General features: G+C 43.9%; 33 protein-coding genes. 2 read left to right on the forward strand and 31 right to left on the reverse strand.

What is annotated here, in order from left to right:
• Positions 1-28: 28 nt before the first annotated feature.
• The 29 genes from ykgO to DW033_RS14750 all read right to left on the reverse strand — a co-directional run bounded on the left by ykgO (position 29) and on the right by DW033_RS14750 (position 15899).
• Complete coding sequence (gene ykgO / locus DW033_RS14610) at positions 29-145, reverse strand: type B 50S ribosomal protein L36 (protein WP_005645768.1); 117 nt, start codon at positions 143-145, stop codon at positions 29-31.
• A gap of 13 nt (positions 146-158) precedes the next feature.
• The gene (gene infA / locus DW033_RS14615) at positions 159-377 is read right to left on the reverse strand and encodes a translation initiation factor IF-1 (protein ID WP_005854007.1); all 219 of its coding nucleotides are present in this window, start codon (positions 375-377) and stop codon (positions 159-161) included.
• A gap of 10 nt (positions 378-387) precedes the next feature.
• Positions 388-1173: a type I methionyl aminopeptidase gene (map, locus tag DW033_RS14620; RefSeq protein WP_005867121.1), complete on the reverse strand. Its 786-nt coding sequence runs from the start codon at positions 1171-1173 to the stop codon at positions 388-390.
• A gap of 4 nt (positions 1174-1177) precedes the next feature.
• Entirely contained in the window at positions 1178-2518 is a 1341-nt protein-coding gene (gene secY / locus DW033_RS14625) for a preprotein translocase subunit SecY (protein ID WP_122382871.1), read from the reverse strand.
• A gap of 3 nt (positions 2519-2521) precedes the next feature.
• Positions 2522-2968: a 50S ribosomal protein L15 gene (rplO, locus tag DW033_RS14630; protein WP_005853999.1), complete on the reverse strand. Its 447-nt coding sequence runs from the start codon at positions 2966-2968 to the stop codon at positions 2522-2524.
• A gap of 29 nt (positions 2969-2997) precedes the next feature.
• Positions 2998-3174, reverse strand: a complete 177-nt coding sequence (rpmD, locus tag DW033_RS14635) for a 50S ribosomal protein L30 (RefSeq protein WP_005853996.1) — start codon at positions 3172-3174, stop codon at positions 2998-3000.
• A gap of 17 nt (positions 3175-3191) precedes the next feature.
• The gene (gene rpsE, locus DW033_RS14640; RefSeq protein WP_008773758.1) at positions 3192-3710 is read right to left on the reverse strand and encodes a 30S ribosomal protein S5; all 519 of its coding nucleotides are present in this window, start codon (positions 3708-3710) and stop codon (positions 3192-3194) included.
• The gene (gene rplR / locus DW033_RS14645; RefSeq protein ID WP_005853992.1) at positions 3710-4054 is read right to left on the reverse strand and encodes a 50S ribosomal protein L18; all 345 of its coding nucleotides are present in this window, start codon (positions 4052-4054) and stop codon (positions 3710-3712) included. Before rplR ends, rpsE begins: the two co-directional genes overlap by 1 nt.
• A 21-nt stretch (positions 4055-4075) precedes the next feature.
• Positions 4076-4627, reverse strand: a complete 552-nt coding sequence (gene rplF / locus DW033_RS14650) for a 50S ribosomal protein L6 (protein WP_005853990.1) — start codon at positions 4625-4627, stop codon at positions 4076-4078.
• 16 nt (positions 4628-4643) lie between these two features.
• On the reverse strand, positions 4644-5039 hold the full coding sequence (rpsH, locus tag DW033_RS14655) for a 30S ribosomal protein S8 (RefSeq protein WP_005634758.1): 396 nt from the start codon (positions 5037-5039) through the stop codon (positions 4644-4646).
• Positions 5040-5097: 58 nt separating this feature from the next.
• A complete protein-coding gene (gene rpsN / locus DW033_RS14660; RefSeq protein ID WP_005853988.1) occupies positions 5098-5367 on the reverse strand; it encodes a 30S ribosomal protein S14 in 270 nt (89 codons plus the stop codon).
• Between the two features lie 6 nt (positions 5368-5373).
• Positions 5374-5931: a 50S ribosomal protein L5 gene (rplE, locus tag DW033_RS14665; protein WP_005853986.1), complete on the reverse strand. Its 558-nt coding sequence runs from the start codon at positions 5929-5931 to the stop codon at positions 5374-5376.
• Positions 5931-6251, reverse strand: a complete 321-nt coding sequence (gene rplX, locus DW033_RS14670; protein WP_005853984.1) for a 50S ribosomal protein L24 — start codon at positions 6249-6251, stop codon at positions 5931-5933. The genes rplE and rplX overlap by 1 nt, the downstream gene beginning before the upstream one ends.
• A 19-nt stretch (positions 6252-6270) precedes the next feature.
• Positions 6271-6636: a 50S ribosomal protein L14 gene (gene rplN, locus DW033_RS14675; protein ID WP_005853982.1), complete on the reverse strand. Its 366-nt coding sequence runs from the start codon at positions 6634-6636 to the stop codon at positions 6271-6273.
• Between the two features lies 1 nt (position 6637).
• Positions 6638-6895 carry a 30S ribosomal protein S17 gene (gene rpsQ / locus DW033_RS14680; RefSeq protein ID WP_005853980.1) on the reverse strand — a complete coding sequence of 86 codons (258 nt, stop codon included), beginning with the start codon at positions 6893-6895 and terminating at the stop codon, positions 6638-6640.
• A gap of 9 nt (positions 6896-6904) precedes the next feature.
• Entirely contained in the window at positions 6905-7102 is a 198-nt protein-coding gene (gene rpmC, locus DW033_RS14685; RefSeq protein ID WP_005853979.1) for a 50S ribosomal protein L29, read from the reverse strand.
• A gap of 5 nt (positions 7103-7107) precedes the next feature.
• Positions 7108-7542, reverse strand: coding sequence for a 50S ribosomal protein L16 (rplP, locus tag DW033_RS14690; RefSeq protein ID WP_005853976.1), 435 nt, complete (start codon positions 7540-7542; stop codon positions 7108-7110).
• Positions 7543-7562: 20 nt separating this feature from the next.
• A complete protein-coding gene (gene rpsC / locus DW033_RS14695; protein ID WP_005853974.1) occupies positions 7563-8297 on the reverse strand; it encodes a 30S ribosomal protein S3 in 735 nt (244 codons plus the stop codon).
• A 7-nt stretch (positions 8298-8304) separates the two neighbouring features.
• Positions 8305-8715: a 50S ribosomal protein L22 gene (gene rplV / locus DW033_RS14700; RefSeq protein WP_005853972.1), complete on the reverse strand. Its 411-nt coding sequence runs from the start codon at positions 8713-8715 to the stop codon at positions 8305-8307.
• A 52-nt stretch (positions 8716-8767) separates the two neighbouring features.
• Positions 8768-9037 carry a 30S ribosomal protein S19 gene (gene rpsS, locus DW033_RS14705; protein WP_005634738.1) on the reverse strand — a complete coding sequence of 90 codons (270 nt, stop codon included), beginning with the start codon at positions 9035-9037 and terminating at the stop codon, positions 8768-8770.
• Positions 9038-9057: 20 nt separating this feature from the next.
• On the reverse strand, positions 9058-9882 hold the full coding sequence (gene rplB / locus DW033_RS14710) for a 50S ribosomal protein L2 (protein WP_005853970.1): 825 nt from the start codon (positions 9880-9882) through the stop codon (positions 9058-9060).
• An 8-nt stretch (positions 9883-9890) separates the two neighbouring features.
• On the reverse strand, positions 9891-10184 hold the full coding sequence (gene rplW, locus DW033_RS14715; protein ID WP_005853968.1) for a 50S ribosomal protein L23: 294 nt from the start codon (positions 10182-10184) through the stop codon (positions 9891-9893).
• 11 nt (positions 10185-10195) lie between these two features.
• Positions 10196-10825, reverse strand: a complete 630-nt coding sequence (gene rplD, locus DW033_RS14720) for a 50S ribosomal protein L4 (RefSeq protein WP_005853966.1) — start codon at positions 10823-10825, stop codon at positions 10196-10198.
• Positions 10825-11442 (reverse strand): 50S ribosomal protein L3, encoded by a 618-nt coding sequence (rplC, locus tag DW033_RS14725; protein ID WP_005853963.1) that lies wholly within the window; start codon positions 11440-11442, stop codon positions 10825-10827. The genes rplD and rplC overlap by 1 nt, the downstream gene beginning before the upstream one ends.
• A 19-nt stretch (positions 11443-11461) precedes the next feature.
• Entirely contained in the window at positions 11462-11767 is a 306-nt protein-coding gene (gene rpsJ, locus DW033_RS14730) for a 30S ribosomal protein S10 (protein ID WP_005853961.1), read from the reverse strand.
• 22 nt (positions 11768-11789) lie between these two features.
• On the reverse strand, positions 11790-13916 hold the full coding sequence (fusA, locus tag DW033_RS14735) for an elongation factor G (RefSeq protein WP_005853959.1): 2127 nt from the start codon (positions 13914-13916) through the stop codon (positions 11790-11792).
• A 22-nt stretch (positions 13917-13938) separates the two neighbouring features.
• Positions 13939-14415: a 30S ribosomal protein S7 gene (gene rpsG, locus DW033_RS14740; protein WP_005853957.1), complete on the reverse strand. Its 477-nt coding sequence runs from the start codon at positions 14413-14415 to the stop codon at positions 13939-13941.
• Between the two features lie 153 nt (positions 14416-14568).
• Entirely contained in the window at positions 14569-14979 is a 411-nt protein-coding gene (rpsL, locus tag DW033_RS14745; RefSeq protein ID WP_005853956.1) for a 30S ribosomal protein S12, read from the reverse strand.
• Positions 14980-15302: 323 nt separating this feature from the next.
• A complete protein-coding gene (locus DW033_RS14750) occupies positions 15303-15899 on the reverse strand; it encodes an HU family DNA-binding protein (RefSeq protein WP_009017970.1) in 597 nt (198 codons plus the stop codon).
• A 314-nt stretch (positions 15900-16213) separates the two neighbouring features.
• Between DW033_RS14750 and DW033_RS24915 the strand changes: the two genes are divergently transcribed.
• Entirely contained in the window at positions 16214-16768 is a 555-nt protein-coding gene (locus tag DW033_RS24915; RefSeq protein WP_122382872.1) for a hypothetical protein, read from the forward strand.
• Complete coding sequence (locus DW033_RS24920) at positions 16699-17316, forward strand: DUF3874 domain-containing protein (RefSeq protein WP_229045792.1); 618 nt, start codon at positions 16699-16701, stop codon at positions 17314-17316. The genes DW033_RS24915 and DW033_RS24920 overlap by 70 nt, the downstream gene beginning before the upstream one ends.
• Positions 17317-17367: 51 nt before the next feature.
• Here the strand turns inward: DW033_RS24920 and mutL are convergent, their stop codons facing one another.
• The gene (gene mutL, locus DW033_RS14765) at positions 17368-19215 is read right to left on the reverse strand and encodes a DNA mismatch repair endonuclease MutL (RefSeq protein ID WP_005867111.1); all 1848 of its coding nucleotides are present in this window, start codon (positions 19213-19215) and stop codon (positions 17368-17370) included.
• The gene (locus DW033_RS14770; RefSeq protein ID WP_005867110.1) at positions 19215-19517 is read right to left on the reverse strand and encodes a hypothetical protein; all 303 of its coding nucleotides are present in this window, start codon (positions 19515-19517) and stop codon (positions 19215-19217) included. Before DW033_RS14770 ends, mutL begins: the two co-directional genes overlap by 1 nt.
• Between the last annotated feature and the right edge of the window lie 10 nt (positions 19518-19527).

Raw genomic sequence — 19527 nt, forward strand, 5'->3', positions numbered from 1 at the left:
ACTTAGATTATTTTGCAAAAATAATAAATTATCCTTGACGTTGTTTATACTTAGGATTTTTCTTGTTAATTACGTATAAGCGACCCTTTCTTCTTACTATCTTGCACTCAGGTGTACGCTTCTTTAAAGATGCTCTTACTTTCATATCGTGTTTAATTTTATTTGTATCTAAAAGCAATTCTACCTTTCGATAGATCATACGGAGACATTTCTACTCTTACCTTATCCCCCGGAAGGATCTTAATGTAATGCATACGCATCTTTCCTGAGATATGAGCGGTAATTTCATGTCCGTTCTCCAATTCTACACGAAACATCGCGTTTGACAATGCTTCTACAATTACTCCATCTTTCTCTATTGCTGATTGTTTAGCCATATAAATCCAATTAAATTGCGTTTTCTCCTAGAACTTCCTCTAAAAACTTAAATGAAGATAAGATCTGGGGACCATCCGGACGTATAGCGATACAATGCTCGAAATGAGCAGAAGGCTTTCTGTCCTTTGTGCGAACCGTCCATCCGTCTTTCTCAAATGCAACGTTCTTGCTTCCCATGTTGATCATCGGCTCGATGCAGATACACATTCCGTTACGCAATAACGGTCCGCATCCACGTCTGCCATAATTAGGCACTTCCGGTTCCTCATGCATTTTCCGACCTATACCATGTCCCACCAGCTCTCTTACGACAGAGTAACCTTGAGACTCGCAATAAGTCTGAATCGCATTACTGATATCACCCAAACGGTGACCTTCAACAGCACATTGGATACCTAAATAAAGTGAATCCTTCGTCGCTTTCAACAATTTCTTCACTTCCGGCGCAACCTCACCTACACAGAAAGTGTAAGCGGAGTCACCGACAAAACCATTCAATATCGTCCCACAATCCACAGAGATCACGTCACCCTCTTTCAAGATCATCTTAGAAGAAGGAATACCATGCACCACCTGATCATTCACTGAGGCACATATTGAATTAGGGAAACCACCATATCCCAAAAAAGCCGGAACAGCACCATTATCTCTAATGAACTCTTCCGCAATCTTATCAAGTTGAAGTGTGGAGACTCCGGGGACAATATGCTTAGCTACCTCGCCAAGTGTCTTACCCACCAGTTGATTAGCCTCACGCATCAACTCAATCTCTTCATCTGTCTTTAAATAGATCATTCTATTAATAAGCGGCAACAGAGCCTGTACGGCCTTTAATTCTTCCTGACTTCAACAAACCGTCATAATGACGCATTAGCAAATGACTTTCAACTTGCTGCAATGTATCCAACACCACACCAACCAAAATCAACAAAGATGTACCACCAAAGAATTGGGAGAACTCCATACTTACACCGGCAATTCTAGCGAAAGCGGGCATGATAGCAACCAACGCAAGGAAAAAAGCACCCGGCAAAGTAATACGGTCCATAATGCTATCCAGATAGTCTTTGGTATTCTTACCCGGTTTCACACCCGGAATAAAACCATTGTTTCTCTTCAAATCATCTGACATCTGGGTCGGATTGATCGTGATAGCCGTATAGAAATACGTAAACAGGATAATCAACACCGCAAACACGAAGTTGTACCAAAATCCCGTATTATCCATGAAAGCAGCCCAAAAACCGCTCTGCTCTCCCGTACTAGAGAAACCTACAATTGAGATAGGAATAAACATGATCGCCTGAGCGAAGATGATAGGCATTACGTTAGCGGCATTCACCTTCAAAGGGATATACTGACGTGCGCCACCATATTGTTTATTACCGATAATCCTTTTTGCGTATTGCACGGGGACCTTACGAGTACCTTGTACCAATAAAATCGCACCAGCGATAACAAGCAAAAGGAACAGCATCTCAAATAAGAACATAACCAGACCACCGGTTTTCTCACTTGTTCTAGAAACGAATTCTTGGAACAAAGAGTGCGGCAGACGGGCTATAATACCAACTAAAATGATAAATGAAATACCATTTCCAACACCTTTATCTGTAATTCTTTCACCTAGCCATAAGATAAACATACTTCCCGCAGCCAAGATGATCGTAGATGAGATCGTGAACCAAATACCACCCGGTAAAGCAGCGCCGGCAGCCTTAAGCTGAACGCTTAAATTCACCAAGTAAGTAGGACCTTGGAATAACAAGATCGCTATCGTCAAGTAACGAGTCCACTGATTGATTTTTCTACGGCCACTCTCACCCTCTCTCTGCAATTTTTGGAAAGAAGGAACTGCGATGGCTAACAACTGCATAACAATTGAAGCGGAGATATATGGCATGATTCCCAACGCAAAAATAGATGCGTTAGAAAAGGCTCCACCTGAGAACATATCCAACAGTGCAAGCAATCCGCCTCTTGTCTGCTCCTGTAAAGCGGTCAACGCTTTGGGATCGATACCCGGAAGCACTACATACGTACCAAAACGGTATATAGCCACCAATAAAAGAGTGGTGAGGATCCGATTTCTCAGATCCTCAATCTTCCAGATATTCTTGATTGTTTCAACAGCTCTCATGACTTAGAGTTTAACGACTGTTCCACCTGCGGCTTGGATAGCTGCCTCTGCGCTCTTAGAGAAAGCGTGAGCCTCAACCTCTAACTTAGCGGTCAAGCTACCGTTACCAAGAATTTTAACCACTTGAGAAGAAGAGATGAAACCAGCCTCCATCAATTCATTAATACCAATCTTAGTCAATTGCTTAGCCTCTGCCATTTGTTGCAAAGTATCGATATTAATAGCTTTATATTCTACACGGTTAATATTCTTGAAACCGAATTTAGGCAAACGTCTTTGAATAGGCATCTGACCACCTTCGAAACCAATCTTGTTCTTGTAGCCAGATCTAGACTTGGCACCTTTATGACCTCTTGTTGAAGTTCCGCCTAATCCTGAACCCGGACCACGTCCGATTCTTTTTCTGGTCTTGGTAGATCCTTCAGCCGGTTTTAAATTTGATAAATTCATATCGTATAATTTATTTTTTCAACCAATTATTACTTTTCTACAGAAACCAAATGTTTCACTTTCTCAACCATACCTAAGATCGCCGGATTAGCTTCATGCTCTACAATCTGGTTCATCTTTCTCAGCCCTAGTGCGTCAAGCGTTCTCTTTTGGTCTTTCGGGCATTTAATTCTACTTTTAACTTGCTTTACTTTAATAGTCGCCATAAACTTATCCTCCCTAATTAACCTCTAAATACTTTTTCAACAGCAACACCTCTGTTCTGAGCAACATCGAACGGGCTTCTCAACTCACCTAGCGCAGCGATAGTAGCTTTCACCAAGTTATGAGGGTTGGAAGAACCTTTAGATTTTGCCAAAACGTCTGTAATACCTACGCTCTCCAATACGGCACGCATAGCACCACCAGCCTTAACACCGGTACCGTGAGATGCCGGTCTAATCAGCACTTGAGCACCACCGAATTTAGCTAATTGTTCGTGAGGGATCGTACCTTTGTGTACCGGAACCTTGATCAAGTTCTTCTTAGCTGCTTCTACACCTTTAGCGATAGCTGTCGTTACCTCACCGGCTTTACCTAATCCCCAGCCAACGATACCATCCTCGTTTCCTACTACAACGATAGCAGCAAAACTGAATGTACGTCCACCTTTTGTAACCTTAGTTACACGGTTGATTGCAACCAGTCTGTCCTTCAACTCTAAGTCGTTGGTCGATTTAACTCTATTATTTGCCATCTTCATTAAAATTTAAGGCCGCCGTTACGTGCAGCATCTGCTAATTCTTTAATTCTCCCGTGATACAGGTAACCATTACGGTCGAAAACCACTGTCTGAACGCCAGCTTCCTGAGCGCCTTTAGCGATTAATTCACCAACCTTAGCAGCGATCTCCTTTTTCGGAGCCTTAACATCTAATTTCAAAGATGAAGCAGCGGCTAAAGTCTTGCCTGTAGTATCATCTATCACCTGTGCGTAGATTTGCTTGTTGCTTCTAAACACAGTCAGGCGCGGACGCTCAGTAGTTCCTGAGATTTTGCCGCGTACGCCTGCTTTTATTTTTAATCTTCTTTCTAGCTTCGTTGTCATGATAATTTCAGTTTACGTAGATTACTTACCTGCTGACTTACCAGACTTTCTACGAATCTCTTCACCCACGAACTTAATACCCTTACCTTTATACGGTTCAGGCATTCTGAATGAACGGATCTTCGCGCAAATCTGACCTAATAATTGTTTGTCAGCCGATTCAAGGATAATAAGAGGGTTCTTATTTCTCTCAGACTTCGTCTCAACTTTCACTTCCTTCGGCAACTGCAAATAGATATTGTGAGTATAACCTAAAGAAAGATCCAATAACTGACCTGTATTTGAAACACGGTAACCAACACCTACTAACTCAAGCTCCTTCTTATATCCCTCTGAGCAGCCAACAACCATGTTGTTGATCAAAGAGCGATACAAACCGTGTAACGCACGATGATTCTTATCATCAGTAGGTCTTGTTAAATGGATAACTCCGTCTTCCAAAGTAACGTTAATATCAGGATTCACTTCCTGTACAAGTTCACCTTTAGGGCCTTTAACTGTTACTACATTATCCTTAATTGTAACTGTAACACCAGCCGGTACATGAATTGGTAATTTTCCTATTCTTGACATTCTTCTTCCCTCCTAATTAATAAACGTAACATAATACCTCGCCACCGATCTTCAGATCGCGGGCCTCTTTGTCAGTCATCACACCTTTAGAAGTAGAAAGAACAGCAATACCTAAACCATTCAATACTCTCGGCATTTCTTTGTAACCAGTGTACTTACGCAAACCGGGCGTAGAAACTCTCTCAAGTTTCTTAATCGCATTAACTTTGTTTACTAGGTCATACTTCAAGGCGATCTTGATCGTACCTTGAGGACCATCCTCTACAAACTTAAAATTAAGAATGTAGCCCTTGTCGAAAAGGATCTTAGTGATCTCTTTCTTTAAATTTGACGCCGGCACCTCAACAACTCTGTGCTTCGCTTTGATTGCGTTACGCAATCTTGTCAAATAATCTGCAATAGGATCTGTCATATAAATAATTAATTAAATTGATCCGGCCACCCGGACAATATTTAAACTAAAAAAACTCTTACCAACTTGCTTTCTTTACACCCGGGATTAAACCATTAGATGCCATTTCACGCAATTGGATACGAGAAATACCGAACTGGCGTACATACCCTTTCGGACGTCCTGTAATCTTGCAACGGTTGTGCAAACGTACAGGAGAAGCATTTTTAGGTAAAGCCTGCAAAGCCTCATAGTTACCTTCTGCCTTAAGCTGAGCTCTTTTAGCGGCATACTTAGCAACAAGCTTTGCTCTTTTAACCTCACGGGCCTTCATTGATTCCTTAGCCATAACTACTTAGTCTTTTTTTCCGTTTTTAAAAGGCAATCCAAATTCTCTCAAAAGAGCATAACCTTCTTCGTCTGTTTTCGCAGAGGTCACAAAGGTAATATTCATTCCCAATATTTTGGTAATATTATCGATATTTATTTCAGGAAAAATGATTTGTTCCTGAATACCGAGTGTATAATTGCCTCTTCCGTCTAACTTACTCTCAATTCCCTTGAAGTCGCGGATACGAGGAAGAGCGACACGAACAAGTCTCTCCAAGAACTCGTACATCTGCTCACGACGTAATGTCACCATCACACCGATCGGCATCTTCTTACGCAACTTAAAGTTAGAGATATCCTTTTTAGATACGGTAGCGACAGCTTTTTGACCGGTGATCGTAGACAACTCGCTGATAGCGATATCGATGATCTTCTTGTCAGCCGTAGCCATACCTAATCCCTGATTAATCACGATTTTCTTCAAAACAGGTACCTGCATCACGGATTTGTAACCGAACTCCTTCGTTAAGGCAGGAACAATTCTGTCTTGGTATTCTTTCTTAAGACTGGCAGTATTGCTCATTACTTAATTTCCTCCCCTGATTTTTTAGAATAACGCACTAAAGCACCCTTCTCATTCAACTTACGGCCGATACGTGTAGCTTTACCAGATTTCGGGTCAACCACGTTAAGGTTAGAAAGATGAATAGGAGCTTCCTTCTTTTCGATTCCTCCTTGAGGATTCTTCGCATTAGGCTTGGTATGCTTTGATACCACATTAATACCTTCGACAATCGCACGATTATCTTTTACAAGTACCTGTAAAACACGACCTGTCTTACCTTTGTCCTCGCCGGCATTAACAAATACTATATCGCCTTTTTTGATATGTAATTTACTCATTACTTTAAATTTTACGAGATTAAAGCACTTCAGGTGCAAGTGATACAATTTTCATGTTTGTTGCACGAAGCTCTCTGGCAACCGGACCGAAGATACGGCTACCACGGATATCGCCACCGGCATTCAATAATACGCAAGCGTTATCATCGAAACGGATATAAGAACCATCCGGACGGCGGATCTCTTTCTTAGTACGAACGATGATAGCCTTAGAAACAGCACCCTTCTTAACGTCGCTAGCTGGGATTACGCTTTTGATTGCTACTACGATCACATCACCTACAGTGGCATAACGCTTTCTCGTACCGCCCAAAACACGGATACACAAAGCTTCCTTAGCTCCACTGTTATCTGCTACTACTAGTCTTGATTCTTGTTGTATCATCTTACTTAGCCCTTTCGATTATTTGAACTAATCTCCATCTTTTAGTCTTGCTCAAAGGACGAGTCTCCATAATCTTTACGGTATCGCCAATGTTGCATTCGTTATTTTCGTCGTGAGCATGATATTTCTTCGTCTTATTAACGAACTTTCCATAAATGGGGTGTTTTTCCTTCCATTTAATGGCAACCGTGATGCTTTTATCCATCTTGTTGCTCGTTACCACGCCCGTTCTTTCTTTTCTTAAATTTCTAGTTTCCATCAGGCTCAATTATTTGTTGTTAAGTTCTCTCTGGCGCAATTCTGTTTTCATGCGCGCAATCAATCTGCGTTGCTGTTTAATCTGAGAAGGATTATCCATAGGCGAGATGCTATGGTTAATCTTCTTCTGATCATAGGCCGCAACCTCTGCATCTACTCTCTCTAGCAACTCTTTCGTGCTTAGTTCTCTAATTTCTGCAATCTTCATAACAATTACGCATTTTGATTTTGCATGTCATAATCACGTCTCACAACAAACTTGGTTGTAACCGGAAGTTTTTGTGCGGCAAGGCGCAACGCTTCCTTAGCGATATCAAAGGGAACACCTTCGATCTCGAAAATCAGACGACCCGGAGTAACAGGCGCAACAAATCCCTCGGGATTACCTTTACCTTTACCCATACGAACCTCTGCAGGCTTCTTCGTGATTGGCTTATCCGGGAAGATACGAACCCAAACCTGACCCTGACGTTGCATATAACGTGTAACGGCGATACGGGCAGCCTCGATCTGACGACCGGTAATCCATTTATTCTCTAATGACTTTATTCCAAAAGAACCGAAGGCCAGCTGGTTGCCACGTTGAGCTTCGCCCTTCATGCGACCTTTCTGCTGTCTTCTGAACTTGGTTTTCTTTGGTTGTAACATCTCTACTTAAATTCTAACGTTTAACGATTAGCTCTTTTTCTCTTGAAGTTCTTGTCTCTGTTGCCACCGGCATTGTCGTTTCTACGGCCTGTCTCCTTGGCAGCAGTGAAAGAAGGAGCAAGATCGCGCTTGCCATAAACCTCACCACGGCAGATCCAAACCTTAACACCCAGCAAACCAACTTTTGTCAAGGCCTCAGCCAAAGCATAGTCGATATCTGCTCTAAGAGTGTGCAACGGAGTTCTTCCTTCCTTATACATTTCCGAACGAGCCATTTCAGCACCATTCAAACGACCAGAGATTTGAATCTTTATACCCTCGGCGCCCATTCTCATGGTAGAGGCGATAGCCATCTTTACCGCGCGACGATATGCGATTTTACCTTCAAGCTGACGTGCGATGTTGTTTGCTACGATAACAGCGTCCAATTCAGGTCTCTTCACCTCGAAGATGTTGATCTGCACTTCTTTATCAGTGATCTTCTTCAACTCTTCCTTCAACTTATCAACTTCCTGACCACCTTTACCGATGATGATACCCGGACGCGACGTACAAACAGTGATCGTGATCAACTTAAGCGTACGTTCAATAACGATACGAGATACACTAGCTTTTGCAAGACGGGCATTCAAATATTTACGGATTTTGCTATCTTCCAGCAAAGTATCCCCGTAATTCTTACCGCCATACCAATTGGAATCCCAACCACGGATAATTCCTAAACGATTACTAATCGGATTAACCTTTTGTCCCATCTACAAATTAATTTTGACTATCGTTTTTACTAAGTGTATCAACAAACAGAGTTACGTGGTTCGAGCGTTTACGAATTCTGTAACCTCTTCCTTGAGGAGCCGGACGCATTCTCTTCAACGTAGTAGCGCAATCAACGCTGATTGAAGATACGCATAACTCTCCTGCTTCTGCTTTACGTTCATTTTTCTGTTCCCAGTTTGCGATTGCTGAACGAAGCAATTTTTCTACTCTTGCTGCAGCTTCCTTGTTAGAAAACTTCAAAACACCAAGCGCACGGAATACTTCCATACCGCGAATCATGTCTGCTACCAAACGCATCTTACGAGGAGAGGTAGGAACATTGTTCAACTTCGCGAAATACATGGTCTTTTGGGCTTCTTTTCTTGCTTCAGCTGATATTCTTTTTCTAGCACCCATTTTATTCGATTCTTTTTATTTTCAGATTCCTGAATTCCTGTTACTACCGATATTATTTCTTCTTGTTACCGGCGTGACCGCGGAAAGTACGTGTCGGTGAGAACTCTCCCAACTTGTGACCTACCATATTCTCGGTTACGAAAACAGGAATAAATTTATTTCCATTATGAACTGCAATAGTATGGCCTACGAAATCAGGCGAAATCATTGAAGCTCTTGCCCATGTCTTAACTACGGCTTTCTTTCCTGACTCATTCATTGCCAGAACTTTCTTCTCAAGCTTTACATTAATATACGGGCCTTTTTTTAGCGAACGACTCATAGTTTACTTAATTAATCAGATTATTTCTTTCTTCTTTCAATAATATACTTTGAAGAATGCTTCTTAGGAGCTCTAGTCTTCAAGCCCTTAGCATATAAGCCATTACGGGATCTAGGATGACCTCCGGAAGAACGACCTTCACCACCACCCATTGGGTGATCAACCGGGTTCATAACAACACCACGGTTACGAGGACGACGACCTAACCATCTAGAGCGACCGGCCTTACCTGATTTTTCAAGAGCATGGTCTGAGTTGCCAACTGCGCCAATTGTAGCCTTACAAGCCGCAAGAATCTTTCTAGTTTCACCAGAAGGCATCTTAATAATCGCATAAGCGCCTTCCTTTGAAGTCAGCTGAGCGAATGCACCTGCGGAACGTACCATTTTGGCACCCTGTCCAGGACGAAGCTCAATATTGTGAATAATAGTACCAACGGGAATATTTGCCATAGGCAAAGTATTACCTACCTCAGGAGCGGCGTCGCTACCTGAAACCACTGTTTGGCCAACTTCCAATCCGTTCGGAGCGATGATATAGCTCTTTGCTCCGTCAGCGTAATACAACAAAGCGATACGAGATGAACGGTTAGGATCATACTCGATAGACTTTACTGTCGCAGGAATGCCATCTTTGTTTCTCTTGAAATCGATAATTCTGTACTTTTGTTTGTGACCGCCACCGATATAACGCATTGTCATCTTACCAGTGTTGTTACGTCCACCTGTACTCTTCTTACCTACTACAAGAGACTTCTCTGGTGTACTTGCAGTGATTTTATCAAATGCACCAATAACTTTGTGTCTCTGCCCCGGTGTCGTGGGCTTTAATTTACGTATTCCCATTTCTCTTTTTAGATATTACTAAAGAAATCAATTGTTTCTCCTTCTTTCAACGTTACGATCGCTTTCTTGAAAGCAGCTTGCTTGCCGTTGATGATACCTGATTTTGTATAACGGCTTTTACGCTTTCCAGAGTAGTTGATGGTGTTAACATCAACTACTGTAACACTGTACATGTCCTCTACAGCTTTCTTTATCTCCAATTTGTTGGCATCAGGAGAAACACGAAAACCATAGCGATTCGGAAATTTCTCTGTGATCGCTGTTTGTTTCTCAGTTACTATAGGCTTAATAATAATTCCCATTATTCTACTCCTTATGCTTTAAAATTTTGTTCAACAACAGCGACTGAACTTTCCGTTAAAACCAAATTAACAGCGTTTAACACAGCGTATGTATTTAGTTCAGAAGCAGTTATTACACTTGCCTTCTCTAAATTTCGAGCGGACAAATATACTAAATTATTCTTCTCCGGTAAAACCATAAGTAACTTTTTATCAGCCACTTTCAAGTTTTTAGCAATTGTTATAAATTCTTTAGTCTTAGGAGCTTCCATTGTGAAATCCTCTACGACAACAATCGCATTGTTCTTTGCCTTGTAGCTCAATGCTGACTTACGAGCCAAAGATTTTACTTTCTTGTTCAGCTTGAACTCATAATCACGAGGCTTCGGACCGAATACACGGCCACCACCAACCAACACCGGAGAGTTGATATCACCACGACGTGCGCCACCACCACCTTTCTGACGGATCAGCTTACGTGTACTACCAGATACTTCGCTTCTCTCTTTAGACTTATGCGTTCCCTGACGTTGATTTGCCAAATACTGCTTTACGTCCAAGTAAATAGCATGATCGTTGGGTTCAATGCCGAAGATCGCATCGTTCAAAGTTACCTTTCTTCCGGTATCTTCACCTTTAATATTAAATACGCTCAGTTCCATTACTTTTCAATTAATAAGATTGAACCTTTTGCTCCTGGAACAGATCCCTTTACCAATAAAAGGTTGTGTTCCGGCATTACCTTGATCACTTGAAGATTCTGAACGGTTACACGTTCGTTACCCATCTGGCCGCCCATTCGCATGCCCTTAAATACCTTTGCGGGGTAAGAACAAGCACCGATAGAACCCGGCTTACGAGCACGGTTATGCTGACCGTGAGTAGTCTGACCTACACCACCAAAACCATGACGTTTTACTACACCTTGGAAACCTTTACCCTTTGATGTACCCACTACATCCACGAAACCTGCGTCTTCCAAGAAGTCTACAGTGATCACGTCACCCAACTTGTACTCAGTTTCGAAATTCTTGAACTCGGCCAAGTGTCTTTGAGGTGCTACACCGGCTTTCTTGAAGTGACCCATCTCAGGCTGTGTCGTGTGCTTCTCTTTCTTCTCTTGGAAACCCAACTGTACAGCTTCATAGCCATCTTTCTCCAAAGTCTTGATCTGTGTAACCACACAAGGACCCACTTCGATAACAGTGCATGGAAGATTTTTTCCCTCGGCACTGAAAACGGATGTCATTCCGATTTTTTTTCCTAATAATCCTGGCATTTCACTAATTGTTAAAAACTTACACTTTAATTTCTACTTCTACACCGCTAGGTAATTCTAGCTTCATCAAAGCGTCAACTGTCTTCGCAGTTGAGCTATAGATATCGATTAATCTCTTATAAGAAGAGAGTTCGAACTGCTCACGAGATTTCTTGTTAACGAAAGTAGAGCGGTTCACTGTAAAGATACGTTTGTGCGTAGGAAGAGGTATAGGACCGCTAACGATAGCACCTGTAGCCTTTACCGTCTTTACGATCTTCTCGGCAGACTTGTCTACCAGAGAATAATCGTAAGACTTCAATTTAATTCTGATCTTTTGGCTCATATTTATTATATGTTTCTAAATATTATTTGATCAAATCAACGCGACCTTGCACCTCTGTCAATACTTGCTTAGCGATAGAAGAGGATACTTGAGCGTAGTGTGAGAACTGCATTGAAGATGTAGCACGACCTGAAGTAATCGTACGCAAAGCTGTCACATAACCGAATGTCTCAGCCAATGGAACCTTAGCCTTCACGATACGAGCTCCCGTACGGCTAGTCTCCATACCCTCAACTTGTCCACGACGCTTGTTCAAGTCACCGATAACGTCACCCATGCTCTCTTCTGGAGTAACAACCTCCATCTGCATGATCGGCTCCATCAATACAGGACCTGCCTTGGCGGAAGCGTTCTTGAACGCTTGGATAGCGGCGATCTCGAATGACAACTGGTCTGAGTCTACCGGGTGGAAAGAACCATCGATCAAAGTCACTTTCAACTTGTCAAGCGGATAACCTGCCAACACACCGTTCTTCATAGCCTTCTCGAAACCTTTCTGTACGGACGGGATGAATTCCTTAGGAATGTTACCACCCTTCACCTCATCGATGAATTGCAAAGTACCCTCGAAGCTCTCGTCTGCCGGCTCCATACGAACGATGATATCTGCGAACTTACCACGACCTCCAGATTGCTTTTTGTAAACCTCGCGAAGCTCAACCGGCTGCGTGATAGCCTCCTTATAAGTAACCTGCGGACGGCCTTGGTTACATTCAACCTTGAACTCACGACGCAAACGGTCGATGATGATATCCAAGTGAAGCTCACCCATACCGCTAATAACGGTCTGACCTGTCTCCTCGTTTGTCTGTACGCGGAAAGTAGGATCCTCCTCGGCCAACTTAGCCAAGCCCATACCCAACTTATCCATGTCTTTCTGAGTCTTAGGCTCTACTGCGATACCGATAACCGGTTCCGGGAATTCCATAGACTCCAATGTGATCGGATGGTTTTCGTCGCAAAGTGTATCACCTGTACGGATATCCTTGAAACCAACACCTGCGCCGATATCACCACAACCAATCACCTCCATCGGGTTCTGCTTGTTAGAGTGCATCTGGAACAAACGTGAGATACGCTCTTTCTTTCCGGAACGAGTGTTCAACACATAAGAACCAGCGTTGATAGAACCTGCGTATACACGGAAGAAGCACAAACGACCTACATACGGGTCGGTAGCGATCTTAAATGCCAACGCCGTCAATGGCTCCTCGAACAAAGGTTTACGAGTGATTATTTTATCAGGATCTGAAGGATCCGTACCCTCGATAGCCGGCGTATCTTCAGGAGAAGGCAAAAACGCGCAAACTGCGTCCAATAGAGTCTGTACACCTTTATTCTTGAAAGAAGAACCACAAGTCATCGGGTTGATCTGCATAGCCAACGTACCCTTGCGGATAGCAACCATGATCTCCTCTTCCGTGATCGTAGAAGGATCATCGAAGTATTTCTCCATGATAGCGTCGTCGCACTCAGCCAAAGCCTCAAGCATCTTGTCGCGCCACTCCTCAGCCTCAGCTTGCAAGTCTGCCGGGATCTCCTCTACGCTATACTCGGCACCCATAGTCTCGTCGTGCCAGAAGATAGCCTTCATCTTGATCAAGTCGACAACACCCTTGAAAGTCTCCTCAGCTCCGATAGGGATCTGGATCGGACAAGGATTAGCTCCTAATACGTCCTTCAATTGGCGTACTACCTCATAGTAGTTAGCACCCGAGCGGTCCATCTTATTAACGTAACCGATACGAGGTACATTATATTTATCAGCCTGACGCCATACAGTCTCAGACTGGGGCTCAACACCACCTACGGCACAGAATGTAGCAACAGCACCATCCAATACACGAAGAGAACGTTCAACCTCAACCGTGAAGTCTACGTGTCCCGGAGTGTCAATCAAGTTGATTTTATAACGGTTGCCCAAATAGTTCCAGAATGTAGTCGTAGCAGCGGAAGTAATCGTGATACCACGCTCCTGCTCCTGCGCCATCCAGTCCATTGTAGCAGTACCATCATGAGTCTCACCGATCTTGTGTGTCAAACCTGTGTAAAACAAGATACGTTCAGAAGTCGTTGTCTTACCAGCGTCAATGTGAGCCATGATACCGATGTTCCTAGTGAACATCAATTGCTTATCGTTGTTTGCCATATTCTTTTTATTGCCTTAAAAATTAAAATCTGAAGTGAGCGAACGCACGGTTAGCCTCAGCCATACGGTGCATATCTTCTTTTCTTTTGAATGCGCCACCTTGGTTATTGAAAGCATCTACAATCTCTGCAGACAACTTGTCAGCCATAGTCTTACCTCCACGTTTACGTGCGAAGATAATAAGGTTCTTCATAGAAATTGACTCTTTACGATCCGGGCGGATTTCAGTAGGGACTTGGAATGTAGCACCACCTACACGGCGTGACTTAACTTCGACTTGAGGAGTAATGTTATCAAGCGCAGCTTTCCAAATTTCGAGAGCGGACTTTTCCTCGTTAGGCAATTTGCCCTTAACGGTTTCCAAAGCGGAATAGAAAATTTCGAAGGCAGTATTTTTCTTGCCATCATACATCAAATGGTTAACGAATCTCGTAACCTTTACATCACCGAAAACAGGATCCGGAAGGATCTGTCTTTTCTTTGGTTTTGCTTTTCTCATTTTGTTTTCAAAAATTTGTTCTTGTCGTTGGTTGCCTTTAATTTGTCTTCAACGGTTCCGCTGAACCATTTACTCAACCTTATAGCCTATCCAAATAACTCAAACCTGTTTTAATACTTAAATTTAAATCTCAGTTTGAAGGCATGTAATTAATTACTTCTTCTTACCTTTTGCGGCAGCTGCTGCTTGACCCGGTTTCGGACGCTTAGCTCCATATTTGGAACGTCTTTGCGTACGGCCGTTAACACCCGCTGTATCCAACGTACCACGTACGATGTGATAACGCACACCCGGAAGGTCCTTTACACGACCACCACGTACCAATACGATAGAGTGCTCTTGCAAGTTGTGTCCTTCTCCCGGAATATAGGAGTTAACTTCCTTACCATTTGTCAAACGTACTCTCGCTACTTTACGCATTGCAGAGTTAGGTTTCTTCGGAGTCGTAGTGTAAACACGTACGCAAACGCCACGTCTTTGAGGACAAGCGTCCAATGCGGGTGATTTACCCTTCTCCACCAAAGTTTCCCTTCCTTTTCTAACTAATTGCTGAATTGTAGGCATTTCTTTCTTTTTTTAAACTTTGAATGTGTTATTATTATTTATCTAATCTTTTCCTATTTCGAGCCGCAAAGTTACGCATTATTTTCGGACAATCAATAAGTTGTGCCTGTTTTTTTCGTATACTCCGCACTAAAAACGGTGCAAAGGTACATATTTGTTCCCGTTTGGCAAGGTAGGCTCTTGTCGTATTTATTAATATTTAACATTTACCATCTCTATTTACCGATAAGTTTCATGCGTCACGGGCTTCACACAAACTCAATCCCCTTAAATCAAACGAGTTCCTGTGAAGCCTGTGAAAGCAATGGGATCGGATCGACGATTTACCTAACCAGCACGTAAAGCGACTGGTGACGGGTGCCGATATCACGCAATTTACCCGCCTCGACGAATTGATGCAGACGGCGGCTGGCCGTACTACTCGTCAGTCCGCAAAGCCGCTGGAAAGCGACACGGGTCATATATTCATGCTCGGCAAAATAGCTTGCGAGCAATTGGTCGATGCGCTCAGGTCCTAATTGGCGGGAATGGGATTTGTACTTGGCTCGTTCCAGCGTCATCGTCTTCAAGCTATCTTTCAGCTCTACCTCGGGACGGAAAGCCACGGACTTGAAACGGATGGACTCCGCACGTATCTCGTGCGTGGATTGTACGGCCGGGCATTGCAACGTGACTTGCAAATACCCCAACCCATCGATATGTACACGTTTTCCTTCACGCAAATATTCCGCTGTCACCTCGCTTAAAGAGATAAGCACGGCGGCCACGTCTGCCGGCGTGACCGTACATCGACCATGGATACGTTTGGCCAGATCATCCGTATCGATCGTGCCAGATGATACGATACGTGCGTGAAAACGAGGACGTTTCATGCTATCCTTCGATACCGGAGTCTTGTAAAAGTCATATTTTGCTGCCATATATCTAGTATGAGATTAAAAGGTTATTCATAGGAACATCGTATGCTATTAGTCATTTCACAAGGGTGATATGATCTTTTCACCTATGTGAAACGATCGTTTCATGATTGTGATACGTTCTTTTCACATAGGTGAAAAGATTATAAGTACTTAACAAAGGTACTACATCCATACCACCTAAACAAGAGTTCTTCCTAGTATTTTGGACAAATTACTTTTATTTCAAATGATAATATAAATATTTGGAAAACTTCAAGTTAACAACCTATATTCGCAGAAGAAAACGGTAAAAATAACCTCTAAAACATAGTATCATGAAAACTGTATTGGATTTTTTAGGCCAGCTATGGCTTCGCTTCTTAAAATCGAACGGGCCAATCACCATACCACACCAAACCGAAGGTAAAGCTAAACGATTTAGCGACAATAACTCAATCCTTCAAAAGAGTCTGGAGACTTTCCTCCAAGAAATCATTGAGTTCCGTTTCAACTTGTTGAGCGAGGAGACTGAATATCGATACAAACGATCAGAAGCGGATCGCTTCTATCCGGTGACGCAACGTGACCTAAATAGCATTTGCATGGAGGCAAGACGGACAGGGATCGATTGCTGGGATCGGGATGTGAATCGTTTCGTATATTCAAAAGAAGTAAAAGAGTATCATCCTTTCCGGCAATATATGGAGCGGTTACCCGAATGGGACGGGAAAGACCGGGTAAGCGATCTGGCACGACGGGTCTCCTCAGAACCGTTATGGGTGGAGGGATTTCATCGCTGGATGCTCGCCTTGGCCTCGCAATGGATGGGTTCGGACTCATCAACCTCGATGAGTTCGACCGGTTGCCCGACCGTAAAATGGCTTTGCTGAAAAATTGGATGCAGATGGCCGGGATGAACGTACGCAAGGCACACGCCAAGCATTTCCACCCCCTACCCCGCCTAGCCTCATTTATTGGCACTACGAACCAGAAGAACCTATTAAGCGACCCCACGGGAAGCCGCCGTTTCCTATGCGTGGAGGTGCAAAGCAAGATTAATTGCGAAGGTATCGAGCATGATCAAATCTACGCCCAGCTGAAAGACGAGTTACAAAAAGGAGAGCGCCATTGGTTCACCTCCGGAGAGGAGGAGGCGATCATGCGATCGAATGAGGCTTTCTATAAACGTCCGATCGAGGAAGATGTGTTCCACGCCTGCTTCCGGGCCGCATGTCCGGGAGACCTAAATGTACATCCACTATCAGCTGCCTCCATTTTCCAGATATTAAAGGAAAAGAACCCAGCAGCCATGCGCGGTAGCACGGCAAGCAATTTCGGAAAGGTACTGACCGCCCTCCATATAGAGCGTAAACACACCCGCTACGGCAATCTTTATCAAGTAGTGCCGCTCACCCTTCACACGTTTCACAGGATTTAGCTGTAGCACAAGCAAATGCGGCCAGTGAAACCTATGTCATCGAAATCATCCCTAGCACTTAAATCTTCTCTCCAGCTCCTCATCTGTCAGCATGGAGATAATCGTCTTTCCATCCGGGGTCAGGTTCGAGTCCGGACAAGAGAATAGGGAGGCGATCAGATGATCCATCTCTTCCGAGGATAAGGATTTGCCGGGACGGATAGCGGCGGCTTTCGCTAAAGACAAGGCGATGGCTTCGCAGATCTTCTCATGCACCTCGCATCCGGTCTCGATCGCCCGGTCCACGATATCCTTTACCAAGTTCACCGGATCAAGGTTCTCTATACCAGCGGGCAGGCCATTGATCGCGTAATTGTCATTTCCCAGATTGCTCAGATCAAAGCCGACGAAGCGCAAATCCTCCAATAAGGAAGGCAGTACAGCCGCCTCGGCAGCGGTAAACTCTACGATCTCCGGGAATAAGACTTGTTGGGATACACCTTGCTGCTGACGGATATTCGACAGGTATTGGTCAAACAAGATACGCACATGCGCACGATGCTGGTCAATAATCGCCAGACCCGATTTCAAGGATGTCACGATATATCGCCCTTTATATTGATAGCAAGGATTGCTTACCTCCGTAAACAGGTTTTCCGGGTTCGAAGCCTCGGCCGGCAATTCCTCGATCGGGGCATCCTCGAAACTCTCGGACTCCAGTTGGGCAGCCACTCGATCGTTCTCAAACCCTTGATATAATTTAGACCAATCGAATTCCGGTTTTTTATAGGAAGTAGTGTCAAACGGATTATAACTGGAATCCACTTGCACTTTCGGGGCCTTATAAGTACTAGGCTCACTTTTCTTGACCGGGTTGTAAACAGGAATATCGATCGCATCCTCCACGTCGAAATCAATCGTAGGGATAGCGCTCGATTTAGCCAACGCCTCCCGGGTAGCGGCCATCAAGATCTGCCAGATCGGTTGCTCGTTCTCAAACTTAATCTCCGTCTTTGTCGGATGGATATTGACATCGATCGAGGAGGGATCCAACGTGAAATAAACAAAATAATTCGGCATATCCCCGGCAGGAATCAATTGCTCATAGGCCTGCATGATCGCCTTATGGAAATAAGGATGCTTCATATAACGACCATTCACAAAAAAGAACTGCAATGCCCCTCGCTTCTTCGCCGAGTCCGGACGCCCCACGAAACCGGAAATAGTCACCATGGAACTTTGGGCATCCAGAGAGAGCAACTTCTGGTTTAAACTCTTACCATATATATTAATGATGCGCTGACGTAACCCCGACTCGGGCAGATTGAATATCTCCGCGTCATTATGATAAAGAGACATACCCACCTGCGGATTCACCAAGGCGATTCGCTCGAACTCATTGATGATATTCCGGAATTCCGTCTCATTCGACTTCAAGAATTTCCGGCGGGCGGGAACATTAAAGAAAAGATTCTTTACCGAGAAGATACTTCCCTCGTTACAAGCCTCCGGCTCGATACTCTCCAAGTTAGACCCCGCGATGGACAGGCAGGTACCAAGCTCCGCCCCCCTAGCCCGGGTACGCAACTCTATATGGGCGACAGCGGCGATAGAGGCCAATGCCTCACCCCGGAAACCCATCGTATGCAAAGAGAATAAATCCTCGGCCGTAGAAATCTTAGAAGTAGCGTGCCGCTCAAAAGCCATGCGAGCATCCGTCTCGGACATACCTTTCCCGTCATCGATCACCTGTATCAATGTCTTACCCGCATCCTTAATGTTCACTTGGATATTGGAAGCGCCAGCGTCCACCGCATTCTCGACCAACTCTTTAACGACAGAGGCCGGACGTTGAATCACCTCTCCCGCCGCGATTTGATTGGCGATATGATCCGGAAGTAAATGAATGATATCGCTCATTACCAGAACAAATACCAAAAGAAAGCAGCCAAGACAGCCAAGGCTACCGCCAGTTTCACATTCTTATACTTACGAGCCCGGGAATCCTCGCCCCGCCCCACGCTTCTCTTCAAATGTGAGGTGCCTTCAATAAAAGTTCCCTTGATATGCGGCTTATATTCCTCCAACGATTCCTCTACACCCATTTCACGTTTGACCTTACTTATACGTTCCTCCAAGGCTTCCTTATGGGGGTCCCAATAAATAGGCTTATGATCATATTGACGCGGTTTACGCATGTTATAAAACGAGAAAAGTGCCATAGCTTTACCT

The organism is Parabacteroides sp. AF39-10AC, from assembly GCF_003635405.1.
In the GTDB taxonomy this organism is placed as follows: domain Bacteria; phylum Bacteroidota; class Bacteroidia; order Bacteroidales; family Tannerellaceae; genus Parabacteroides; species Parabacteroides distasonis.